General features: G+C 36.9%; 10 protein-coding genes. 8 read left to right on the forward strand and 2 right to left on the reverse strand.

Annotated features, from left to right (window positions below; genetic code table 11):
• Window positions 1-105: 105 nt before the first annotated feature.
• The 6 genes from ACHUE4_RS04570 to hflX all read left to right on the forward strand — a co-directional run bounded on the left by ACHUE4_RS04570 (window position 106) and on the right by hflX (window position 7458).
• A complete protein-coding gene (locus ACHUE4_RS04570; protein WP_394188202.1) occupies window positions 106-1743 on the forward strand; it encodes an AMP-binding protein in 1638 nt (545 codons plus the stop codon).
• 154 nt (window positions 1744-1897) lie between these two features.
• A complete protein-coding gene (putP, locus tag ACHUE4_RS04575; RefSeq protein ID WP_394188203.1) occupies window positions 1898-3382 on the forward strand; it encodes a sodium/proline symporter PutP in 1485 nt (494 codons plus the stop codon).
• A 134-nt stretch (window positions 3383-3516) separates the two neighbouring features.
• The gene (locus ACHUE4_RS04580; protein ID WP_394188204.1) at window positions 3517-4416 is read left to right on the forward strand and encodes an ABC transporter ATP-binding protein; all 900 of its coding nucleotides are present in this window, start codon (window positions 3517-3519) and stop codon (window positions 4414-4416) included.
• Complete coding sequence (locus tag ACHUE4_RS04585) at window positions 4406-5203, forward strand: ABC transporter permease subunit (protein ID WP_394188205.1); 798 nt, start codon at window positions 4406-4408, stop codon at window positions 5201-5203. The genes ACHUE4_RS04580 and ACHUE4_RS04585 overlap by 11 nt, the downstream gene beginning before the upstream one ends.
• Window positions 5203-5832: a TetR/AcrR family transcriptional regulator gene (locus ACHUE4_RS04590; protein ID WP_394188206.1), complete on the forward strand. Its 630-nt coding sequence runs from the start codon at window positions 5203-5205 to the stop codon at window positions 5830-5832. The genes ACHUE4_RS04585 and ACHUE4_RS04590 overlap by 1 nt, the downstream gene beginning before the upstream one ends.
• A 354-nt stretch (window positions 5833-6186) precedes the next feature.
• Window positions 6187-7458, forward strand: coding sequence for a GTPase HflX (gene hflX / locus ACHUE4_RS04595; RefSeq protein ID WP_394188207.1), 1272 nt, complete (start codon window positions 6187-6189; stop codon window positions 7456-7458).
• Between the two features lie 52 nt (window positions 7459-7510).
• On the opposite strand, the gene ACHUE4_RS04600 is transcribed toward hflX, so the two are convergent.
• Entirely contained in the window at window positions 7511-9229 is a 1719-nt protein-coding gene (locus tag ACHUE4_RS04600; protein ID WP_394188208.1) for an ABC transporter ATP-binding protein, read from the reverse strand.
• A 182-nt stretch (window positions 9230-9411) separates the two neighbouring features.
• Between ACHUE4_RS04600 and ACHUE4_RS04605 the strand changes: the two genes are divergently transcribed.
• Window positions 9412-10899: a peptide MFS transporter gene (locus ACHUE4_RS04605; RefSeq protein WP_394188209.1), complete on the forward strand. Its 1488-nt coding sequence runs from the start codon at window positions 9412-9414 to the stop codon at window positions 10897-10899.
• Window positions 10900-11140: 241 nt separating this feature from the next.
• Window positions 11141-11998 (forward strand): DUF6612 family protein, encoded by an 858-nt coding sequence (locus ACHUE4_RS04610; RefSeq protein WP_394188210.1) that lies wholly within the window; start codon window positions 11141-11143, stop codon window positions 11996-11998.
• A gap of 68 nt (window positions 11999-12066) precedes the next feature.
• On the opposite strand, the gene ACHUE4_RS04615 is transcribed toward ACHUE4_RS04610, so the two are convergent.
• Window positions 12067-12411 carry a YflT domain-containing protein gene (locus ACHUE4_RS04615; protein ID WP_394188211.1) on the reverse strand — a complete coding sequence of 115 codons (345 nt, stop codon included), beginning with the start codon at window positions 12409-12411 and terminating at the stop codon, window positions 12067-12069.
• Window positions 12412-12564 lie beyond the last annotated feature (153 nt).

The raw sequence follows: 12564 nt of genomic DNA on the forward strand, positions 1-12564 counted from the left end.
ATTCCCACCTTTTTTATAGTGTGTTTTCTTTGTGTACAAGAATTCATATTAATCTGAATTTTGTTATAATAGATTTGGAATTGAATTTTTTTACAGGGGGGCATCATGATGTTAATTCAGAAAAGTGTTGGAGCGGTTTTGAAAGATATGGCTAAACGCTTTCCAAATACAGATGCATATGTTTATCCGGAGCATCAGATCCGAAAATCGTATAAAGAATTCGATGAAGAAACAGATCATTTAGCTAAAGCGTTTATAGGGATCGGAATTGAAAAAGGGGAACATGTCGCCATTTGGTCAGATAACAAGCGAGAGTGGTTGTTAAGTCAATTTGCTACTGGGAAAATGGGTGCCGTGTTAGTAACGGTGAATACAAATTATCAAGAGAAAGAATTAGAATATTTACTGGAACAGTCAGATGCCACGACGCTCATTTTAGGTGAAGAATTTAAAGGGACTTCTTATATAGATATTATTCATGCAGTTTGCCCGCAATTAAAAACTGCAGAAAAAGGAAATATTCAATCGGAAAGACTCCCACGCTTTAAGAGAGTTATCGTAATGAGCGAAAATCAGTTTCCGGGGATTTTCACTTGGAGTGAATTTGAATCTTTTGCAAAAAAGGTGTCTGATCAAGAATTAGAGCTTCGCTTACATGAATTGCATCATGATGATGTCATCAATATGCAGTACACATCAGGCACAACTGGTTTTCCTAAAGGGGTCATGTTGACCCACATGAATATTGTTAATAATGCACAAATTATTGGTGACTTCATGAACCTAACGCAAGAAGATCGGGTATGTATTCCAGTGCCTTTCTTCCATTGTTTTGGTTGTGTCCTGGGAACTCTTGCTGCAGTTACCCATGGTTCGACAATGGTGTTAGTAGAACAATTCGAGCCAAAACGTGTTCTTCAAGCTGTTCAAGATGAAAAATGTACGGCGCTTCACGGAGTGCCAACGATGTTCATTGCCGAATTAAATCATCCGGATTATAGTCAATTTGATACATCAAGTTTACGCACAGGAATTATGGCTGGATCTCCTTGCCCAATAGAAGTGATGAAAAAAGTAATTGAGGACATGGGTGCTAATGAAATAACGATTTGTTATGGACTTACGGAAGCTTCTCCAGTCATCACACAAACTAAAGCGGATGATGAAATTGAAAAGCGTGTTTCAACAGTTGGAAAACCGCATCCTCATGTTGAGGTGAAAGTAATTGATCCTGCAACAGGTGAAGAAGTTGGTCAAGGTATTCCTGGGGAACTTTGTACACGAGGGTATTTAATTATGAAGGGTTATTATAAAAATGACGAAGCAACTCAAGCTGCTATCGACAGTGAAGGATGGTTACATACTGGAGACATAGCGATTATGGATTCCGATGGATATATCGAAATTACCGGACGTATTAAAGATATGGTGATTCGTGGAGGAGAAAATGTATATCCTCGCGAAATCGAGGAGTTTTTATATCAACATCCACAAATACAAGATGTTCAAGTGGTTGGCGTACCTGATCCAAAGTATGGAGAAGAACTAATGGCATGGATCATTCCTAAAGATAATACGGAATTAAATGTGGACGAAGTTCGTGATTATTGTAAAGGTAAGATATCACATCATAAGATTCCAAAATATATTGAAATTACGGATACCTATCCAATGACAGCTTCAGGCAAAATTCAAAAATATCTTTTACGTGAAATGTCTAAAGAAAAAGTATCGAACCCATAATTCGACATATTTCCCGGGAAATAAAATCATCTGTAAAACGTTGGTAATACTGTATTTTGCGGAGATGTTTTTCTTAGATTACCCTCGTCCTTCTTCCGTATGCATGTTATGATGAATTTGAGGAACCATAACAAAATACAAAGGAGGAACAAGTATGAGTGATTATGGGTATCAATTAATTGCTATTATTATTTACATGGCAGCCATGCTTTTCATTGGTTATTATTCTTTCAGACGAACATCCAATTTAACTGATTACATGTTAGGAGGACGTTCATTAGGACCTTCTGTAACAGCGCTTAGTGCTGGTGCATCTGACATGTCAGGTTGGTTATTAATGGGTCTACCAGGTGCTATTTATGCTACGGGATTAGTCGAAGCATGGATTGCAGTTGGTTTAACTGTTGGTGCGTATCTTAATTGGTTATTAGTAGCACCACGACTTCGTGTCTACTCACAAGTAACGAATGATTCAATTACCATTCCTAGTTTCTTAGAGAATCGATTAAAAGATTCATCTAGAGCATTGCGTATCGTATCTGGGATTATTATCTTATTATTCTTCACTTTCTACGTATCGTCAGGAATGGTTGCAGGTGGACTATTCTTTGAAAGTTCATTCGGACTTGATTACCATACGGGATTATTAATCGTATCGGCTGTTGTTATTGCTTATACATTATTCGGAGGGTTTTTAGCAGTAAGTTATACTGACTTTGTGCAAGGGGTCATCATGTTCTTGGCGTTAATTTTAGTGCCAGTTGTCGGTCTGTTCATCGTTGGTGGACTCGATGGTGCCACTGAAAGTATTCGTGAAGTGGATCCATCACGTTTAAGTATGCTTGAAGGTGCATCCGTATTAGGTGTATTATCAGCTGTTGCATGGGGACTTGGCTATTTCGGTCAACCTCATATTATTGTTCGTTTTATGGCTATATCTTCTGTTAAAGAAACGAAACATGCTCGTCGTATTGGTATCGGCTGGATGGTTTTAAGTCTATTGGGAGCAGTAGCAACTGCCTTAATTGGTATTGCTTATTTCCAACAAAATCCTGGAAAAGAATTAGGAGATCCTGAAACGGTATTCATCACTTTAGGACAATTTCTATTCCATCCGTTCATTGCAGGAATTATGTTAGCGGCTGTATTGGCAGCTATTATGAGTACGATTTCATCACAATTAATCGTTACATCATCTGCATTGATCGAAGATATTTATAAAGTTGTTATTAAAAAAGGATCTACAGATAAACAATATGTAACGCTTGGGAGATTTGCGGTATTGGCGATTTCGTTAATTGCGATGTTCATTGCATGGGAGAAAAACGCAACAATTTTAGAATTGGTTGCATATGCATGGGCTGGCTTCGGTGGAGCATTTGGTCCGGTTATCTTACTTTCATTGTTCTGGAGAAAGCTAACTTCTTGGGGCGCTTTATCAGGGATGATTGTTGGAGCCATTACTGTTGTTATTTGGGGGAATAATGAAGAACTCAAAGGCTTAATGTATGAAATCGTTCCAGGGTTTATTTTATGTTTAATCGTTGCAGTAGTGGTGAGTTTAGTTACTTACCGACGCAATGAAGAAATTGAAAAAGAATTCGATGAAACGATGGTTTTACTTAAGAGAGACAGATAAAGATGGAAGACTGATTTAATGTGTTTTGCGCATTAAATCAGTCTTTTTTTATTCCCTATTGACCGATTGGTCAGCGAGGCATATAGTATAGGAAATGAATGGGAATAATAATTTGTTATAAGGGGGTTTTAACTGTGAAGGTTATTGAAATTACTCAATTGTCAAAGAGTTATGGGAAAGCAAGAGGGATAGATGATGTCAGTTTTGAAGTGCATGAAGGTGAGATATTTGGTTTTATAGGACCGAATGGAGCTGGGAAAAGCACGGCCATACGAACGTTATTAAACTTTTTATACCCGAGTAGTGGTTCCGCAAAAATTCTTGGGATGGATATTGTGAAAGATGCTAAAAAAATTAGACAAAGCATTGGTTACTTACCTTCGGAAGTTCATTATTATGACGATATGAAAGTGGAGGAATTATTTAGATTTTCAGCAGGCTTTTATAAAGATGATGCATCGAAAAATGCTATGAAGTTAGCAGAAAGATTTCAGTTGGATACAAGTCGAAAAATAGAAGATTTGTCTTTCGGAAATAAGAAAAAAGTTGGAATCATTCAAGCGTTGATGCACCATCCAAAGCTTTTAATATTAGATGAACCTACAGCAGGATTAGACCCACTAATGCAATCGATCTTTTTCGAGGTATTAAAAGAGTTGCAAGCGGAAGGAACCACCATTTTCTTTTCTTCACATTACTTAAGTGAGGTTCAAAAACTGTGTAATCGTGTGGCGATTATTAAAGAAGGTCGAATCATTAAGATTGAAAATATGGATGATATGCACGCTAATCATTTCAAAAAAGTGCATCTCCACTTTAGGAATAAAGAAGAAAACAAGATTCGAATTGAAGGCGTTTTGCAAGAACACATCACCGATACGACGTATGAATTTATTTTCAATGGAAATACAAAAGCCTTGTTGGAGCAAATTCGGACAGTTCCATTTGACGATGTGACGATATCTGAACCAACATTAGAAGAGGTTTTCATGCATTATTATGAGAGCAAGGAAGGTGAACAAAATGGTCTTTAAACGAGAATGGAGAAGAGCGCAAAAAGCACTGTGGATATGGGTATTGGCAATTGGTGGAATGTCTTTTCTAATTATGAGCATTTACCCACAATTCGCAGAAAATAAAGATCAGTTACAAGATTTATTAAAACTTTACCCTGAGGCTATGCTGAAAGCATTTAATATCGATCAACTTGGATTTGATACTGCCCTTGGATTTTATGCCATTGAAGGCTATTTATTTGTCACGTTATTTGGCAGTATATATGCCGCGTTGTTAGCAGGAGGAATTTTAGTAAAGGAAGAAAGTGATCGGACAATCGAGTTTTTATTAGCCAAACCTATTTCTCGTATTCAAGTCGTTTTGCAAAAAGCGGCTGGAGTTCTTGCTGTATTACTCGTATTTAATGCAATGATTACACTCATTAATTATGTCGGGTTTCGTGTAGCAGGGGATGATCAAGTTGATACACAAACATTTATCATGATTTCTCTTGCTCCTTTCATGTTACATGTCACTTTTGCGGCTATTGCATTTGGCATATCCGCGTTTTTCCGTAAACAACGAATGGTTACGTCCATTGCTTTAGGTATTGTTTTAGGAAGTTATTTCTTAAGCATAGTGGCAAGTATTTCAGATAAACTTTCAGGATTAAAGTGGATTACACCTTTTGAATATGTAACTTCTGCTTATATTATCGAGCATGCAACTATAAACCCGGTTTACATTCTTATTATGTTGACCGTCATTATAATTTCACTAGCGGTCGCCATAATGAAATATCACAAAAAGGATTTAATTGTGTAATGACTATACAGATAGATGATAAACAACTAAGAATTTTCCATGCCGCAAAGCAACAGTTCGTGAACCATGGATTCCATCAGACTTCTACCCAACAAATTGCAGAGGCTGCAGGTGTTTCAAAAGGTTTACTGTTTCACCATTATCAATCCAAGAAAAAATTATATTTGTTACTTATAGAGAATTCCATTCATTTATTAGCTACCGAAGTAGAAAATGAATGGACTTCAAGTGATGAAGACTTTTTCGTTCAATTAAAGCGATTCATTCAAACAAAAATAAAAGCTGCTATAAAATATCCAATGGAATATCAATTGTTAATACAAGCATTTAGTAACGCACCGAAATCATTAAGCGACGAAATTCATCAACTAATTCTGCAAAAATCTCAAGAAATGAAACCTTTAAGTGATCAGGCTATTTATGGATTACTTAAAACTTATCGTTTACGAGAGGGCATCGACAATTCATTGGTGGAGGATGTTATACGAACAGTACTAGACAGGTTTGCTCAACGTCTAATTTCACAATATGCTGGAAAATATAACGAATTAATTCTCAATAAAGAGTCTGTTTTGCTAGAACTGGATGCTATTATTGATGTACTAAAACATGGCGTTAGTCGGGCGTAGAGAAAAGGATGGCTGCATCTGCGACTATTTCTGGAGGAATAGTTGGATGTAGTTTAGACAATCCTACTTGAGAGTTGTTACTATTTTAACGGATATGGTACGATAGTTTTACTTTAAGGAACGGAGGTTTTCCAAATGATTGACTATAAATTCCGATGGAACACTTTGCGATGAAACTGAATAATGCAAAGAACTGCTGAGCAGTTTAATCGGGATAGGTCTGTCCATTTTGAAAACCAAACATAATTTTCAAAGAAAGAGAGCGACTCATCTGCTCTCTTTTTCTATACTTATTTATTGGTAAAAAAAGGGTGATCGATTTTCTCTCAGCAGATTCAAGAGGAGGACGAATGAATGGATGAGTTAAACGAACGCGCCATTATTGTTGGTGTTAATTTAAAAAAAGACGAGCATTTTGAATATGGGTTAGAGGAATTGCACAATTTAGCTGAAGCATTAAATGTCGAGGTTGTTGGAGAAGTGACTCAAAACTTAGATCGAGTGAATCCTGCAACGTATGTAGGGAAAGGGAAAATGGAAGAAATTCAAGCATTTTTTGAAGAGGCTGATGCTAATTTAGTTATTTTCAATGATGAGCTTTCTCCATCTCAAATTCGTAATTTAGAAGCAACGCTTGAGTGTAAAGTGATTGATCGAACGATGTTGATACTCGATATATTTGCGCGGAGGGCTAAGTCAAAAGAAGCGCAAATGCAGGTAGAGTTAGCTCAATTGCAGTACATGCTTCCACGATTAGTCGGATTACGGGCCTCTTTAGGTCGACAAGGCGGAGGCACAGGTGGCGGATTTAAAAACAGAGGTGCTGGTGAAACAAAACTAGAACTCGATCGCCGAAAAATTGAAGATCAAATCGCCAAACTTCGTCGTGATTTAGAACATGTAAAAGATCAACGAGACACTCAGCGAAAGCAACGTAAGAAAAATGAAGTGCCAGTCGTTTCAATTGTTGGTTATACAAATGCTGGGAAATCTACGATAATGAATCGTTTGCTAACAAAAACAGGTCAAATTGATGACAAACAAGTATTTGAAAAAGATATGCTTTTTGCAACGCTTGAAACATCTGTGCGCCAAATTCGATTGCCAGATCAAAAGGAATTTTTGTTAACAGATACAGTAGGATTCGTTAGTAAGCTTCCGACCCATCTTGTGAAGGCATTCCGCTCCACACTGGAAGAAGCAAGAGAAGCTGACTTGTTGCTCCATGTTGTAGACGTTTCAAATGATGAACACCGCTACATGATGCAAGTAACGAACGAAACTCTTCAGGCGGTGGGTGTTGAAAATGTACCTACACTTGATGTGTTTAATAAATCGGATTTAGCAGGTTTAAATTACCCTCATGTAAGCGGAAATAATATTTGGATTTCTGCTAAAGAGAGTGTGGGATTAGACGAATTACTCGATATGATTCGTGCGAATATTTTTGGTGATTATAAGACATGTCGAATGTTAATTCCTTATGAACGCGGTGATGTAGTGTCTTATCTTAATGACCAAGCATCTGTTCAATCCTCGGAATATGAGGAAGATGGAACGTTAATGAAAGTGGAATTAAAGCAGGCCGATTATGATCGCTACCAAGAATTTGTTTTAGGTAAGTAAATAAACGCATGGCCCGATTTCATCGGCCATGCGTTTTTGTATGCATTGAATTTTAAATTTGTTCAAACTGGATATTATGAAGACGAGCGAATATGCCGTCTGCTTCTACTAAGTCTGAGTAAGATCCATCTTCAACAATGCCTTCTTTTGTAACGACGATTACACGATCCGCATTTCGAATAGTGGCTAATCGATGAGCGATTATTAGAGTCGTTCGATTTTCTGCTAGTTCGGTTAGGGATTGCTGAATAATTTTCTCTGTCTCAGTATCTAAAGCAGAGGTTGCCTCATCCAAAATTAATATTGGCGGGTTTTTCAGGAACATTCGTGCAATAGCTAATCGTTGTTTTTGTCCACCTGAAAGTTTTAAGCCGCGCTCACCAATTTGAGTTTCGTATCCTTCAGGAAGTTCAGAAATGAATTCTTCTAAGTGCGCTTTTCTTGCTGCTTCCATAATTTCTTCAGGTGAAGCATCTTTTTTACCATAGGCAATATTTTCTTGTATAGTGCCTGTAAATAGGAAGACGTCTTGCTGAACAATTCCAATCTGCGAGCGAAGGGAATGCTTGGTCATATCACGAATATCCAGACCATCAATGCTGATGGATCCTTCATTGACATCATAAAAACGCGGGATTAATGAACAAATGGTCGTCTTTCCTGCTCCTGAAGGACCTACAAATGCAACCGTTTCTCCAGCTTTTACTTGTAGGTTAATGTCAGAAAGGACAGTTTGGTGCTGATCATAACTAAAATGCACATCGTCAAAGGAAATATTTCCTTGCAAATGATTCACTTTGTGAGCATTCTGACGATCCACAATTTCAGGAGCTTGATCAATTAAATCCAGGAATCGTCTGAATCCAGCCATTCCTTTTGGGTAAAGTTCAAGTAACGCACTAATTTTATCCACTGGTTTTATTAATACATTAATAAATAAAACAAAACTAACGAGTTCACCGTATGATAAACGGTCATTCACTAAGAACCATGCGCCAACGACCAAAACTACGAGTGTCATTAGACGGGTCATCATGAAAATACTCGAATGAGTGCCTGCCATTACTTTATAGGCAACTAACTTGGCCAATCTAAATTGACCATTATCTTTTCGAAAGCGTTGAATTTCAAATTCTTCGTTTGTAAAAGACTGAACAACACGAACTCCGGAAACACTATCTTCAACTCGCCCATTTACATCTGCAATTTTTATGTACATATTCTTCCATGCATTATTCATTTTAATATTACTGAACGTAACCAATAGAATTAGGAAAGGAATCATAATAATGGCGATAATGGCAAGCTCGGGATTGATATTGTACATAATCGCGAAGGCACCGATAAAGGTCATGATGGCAATGAAAAAGTCTTCAGGACCATGGTGTGCTAGTTCGCCAATATCAAATAAATCATTGGTAATCCGACTCATGACATGACCAGTTTTTGTATTGTCAAAAAAGCGGAATGATTGTCTTTGTACATGAGTGAACAACTGCTCTCTCATATCGGTTTCGATATTAATACCTAGCTTGTGACCAAGATAACTGACGATATATTGTAAAAACGTACTTATTAAGTAAACGAGAAGTAGTAACACACTGACAGTAACAATTGTGCCCCAATCTTTAGTTGGAAGCAGTGTATCAATAAACCACTGGACAGCTAATGGAAAAGCGAGCTCCAAAATGGCTACGACAATAGCGCTGGTAAAGTCGATGATAAATAACCTTCGATGGGGACGATAGTAAGAAAAGAATTTCGATATCATGAGAGTTCTCCTTGGTGATTTGATACAAAGAATTATAACTGAAAAATTTCTATAAAACGAATAGAAGCTTCTAAACACGAAAGAAAGTGAGTTATTTCAAGGCTCGAAGGTTTTTTGACAAATAAAAAAGGGAAGTATACACTGTTAAAGTTATTCTAAAATAGAGGAAAGAAGGATGTAACATGATTACAAAACAAGATATCGTCCAATCAGTTCCTCAAAAAGGATTTTTTGGACATCCTAAAGGCTTGCTTAGTTTATTCTTCACTGAATTTTGGGAGCGTTTTTCGTACTACGGTATGCGTGCGATCTTGCTCTACTATATGTACTATGAGCTAAATCAAGGCGGCTTAAATTTAGAGCAATCTACTGCAAACTCCATTATGGCGGTATACGGGTCACTCGTTTACATGTCTGGGATTATTGGTGGATGGATTGCTGACCGATTATTCGGTACAACGAAAACCGTATTTTATGGTGGTATAGCAATTATGCTTGGCCATGCTGTATTAGCATTACCAGGCGGATTAACTACTCTCTTTATCTCGATGGCATTAATCATTATCGGTACAGGTTTATTAAAACCTAATATCTCGAGTATTGTTGGTGATTTATATTCTGATAACGATGTTCGTCGTGATTCAGGGTTCAGTATTTTCTACATGGGTATCAACATGGGTGCATTTCTTGCGCCATTAATTGTCGGAACAATTGGATTAAACTATAACTTCCACCTTGGATTTGGACTCGCTGCTATTGGTATGTTCTTTGGATTAGTTGTCTTTATGGTGACGAAAAAGAAATATCTTGGTTTGGCAGGATCATATGTACCGAATCCTCTTGCTAAGGAAGATAGAAAGAAAGTATTTTCTAGAATTTTCATCGGTTTTGCGATTGTCTTACTAATTGGTTATTTCTTAATTCAACAAGGCATCATGACCATTGATTTGTTTACGATGATTGTATCGATTTTAGGTATTGTCATTCCAACGATTTTCTTCATTGTTATGTACCGTAGTTCTAAAACGAATGCAGATGAGAAGTCTCGTGTTCTTGCGTACATTCCATTATTTATTTCAGCTATGGTCTTTTGGGCAATTGCTGAGCAAGGATCCATTATTTTGGCTCAATATGCAGACCAACGTACAGATTTAACAATTGGTTCTTGGGAGATTTCACCTGCCTGGTTCCAATCATTGAATCCACTATTCATCATTGCATTTGCTCCACTATTTGCATGGCTATGGGTTCGTTTAGGTGAAAGACAGCCATCTACACCTAAAAAGTTTGCACTAGGACTATTCTTTGCTGGAACTTCATTTTTAGTTATGATTATTCCTGCGTACTTAAACGGAACGGATACATTGGTTAGTCCGTATTGGTTAGTATTAAGCTTCTTCCTAGTAGTTATGGGTGAATTATTATTATCTCCAGTTGGATTATCTGCAACAACAAAACTTGCGCCTGGAGCGTTTGCAGCTCAAACAATGAGTCTATGGTTCTTAACGAGTGCTGCTGCGCAAGCAATCAATGCACAGGTAGTTAAGTTGTACAATCCTGAAACTGAAATTATGTACTTTGGTGTGATTGGTGCCATTGCAATTGTTCTGGCACTGGTTCTATTCTTATCAGCTCCGATCATTCAACGTTACATGCGTGGCGTTAGATAATTAATACAAAAAGAGGCTTTCCAATTAGTCATTGAAATCAGACTAATTGGAAGCCTCTTTTTTACGACCTATAAGTTCATTCGATCGTTTTTTCTTTATTTCTAAACAAATTTACCTATAACTAGCAAGTAATTATTACCTAAAAATTCCCTTTCCTCCATAAAAAAATTCCAATTGAAACCTTTTCAATGTAAACTCGTAAACATAAGAACATGAATTGAAAGGATCGGTGAATATCGTGATGAAAAAATGGTCGATGCTTCTAGCTGTCACAACTTTATCATTCGGGTTAGTGGCATGTAATGATACAGCAACCCCCACTCCGGGCACAAAAACCGAACAAACAAGTAATTTAACTCTACAAGATGTTTTTAAGAAATCTATGGAGCAATCTGAAAGTATCAAAAGTTTAAGCGCATACATCGATATGACACAACTAATTGAAGTGCCATCACAAGAAATTTCGATGGAAACGACTTCCAAAATGGATATGGATATGGTGATTGAACCTTTAAGTTTATATCAAAAAGGAACAACATCGATGACTATGCCAGGCATGCCATCATCTGAACAAGCGGATGATATGAAAATGGAAAGCTATATGACAGAGCAAGGATTCTATATGTTTGATAGCATGTCAAACCAATGGACGAAATTGCCCTCAGATATGTATGAGCAAATTATGTCAATGTCTCAAAAGCAAGCAGATCCTGCCAAACAGTTAAAAGACTTAGAAGCATTCAAAGATGACTTTACATTTGAACAAACTGATTCATCTTATGTGTTAAAGCTTGCAGCTTCAGGTGATAAATTTAATGAATTAATTCAAAAGCAGTTAGCCGAGACAATGCCAGACATGATGGTGGAAGAACAAGAACTCTTAAAAGAGATGAATATCGAAAAAGTAAACTATGAAATATTTATCGATAAAGAAACATTTAATACAACAGCCTTAAATATGATTATGGATATGACGATGGTGGTTGAAGGGGAAGAGATGAAGTTGGCTCAAAATCTTAAATCTACCTATAGTAAGTACAATGAAGTTGAGAAAATAGAAATTCCGCAAGAAATTATCGATAATGCTCAGGAAATGTAATAAAACAGGCCGTCTAAGAATATCTTAGACGGCCTGATCTTTATTATTCGTACTTGGTATATTAACTTTTAATAAGTAAATCCAGCAGGTGAGTTTTTAACGACTACCACTACTTTGTTTTGATCTAGTTTTTGTTCCAACTGTTCTGATTCGGATTTAGAAAATCCTAACTCCTCGAATTGGGCACGAAGTTCGTCACCTTTTTTACGGAAAACATTAGCAATCGAAGTACCTAAACCTTGTTCCGTAATACCAACTGTGTTCGCATCTGCCATTTCTGCAACTTGACTTGTTCGGTGATCTTCATGAGTAAGGACATAAATATCGTCTTCTAGTACACCTTTAGCTTTAATTTCTTGAATTCCGCGAATAGCTTCTTCATCCGTTAAATACTCTTTATAGGTAACACTCATTTTAAATTCCTCCTTCAAATCATTTGCTCTGACACGATACTACTTTACCTCTCTGGACAAAATTTAAACGAAATTAGTTGAATTTCGAACGAAAGTCACATGTTTTCGACCTAGTATCAAAATGATTTTATAAAAATATGCTAGAATAATTGA

Source organism: Paenisporosarcina quisquiliarum, assembly GCF_043641925.1.
Classification (GTDB): domain Bacteria; phylum Bacillota; class Bacilli; order Bacillales_A; family Planococcaceae; genus Paenisporosarcina; species Paenisporosarcina quisquiliarum_A.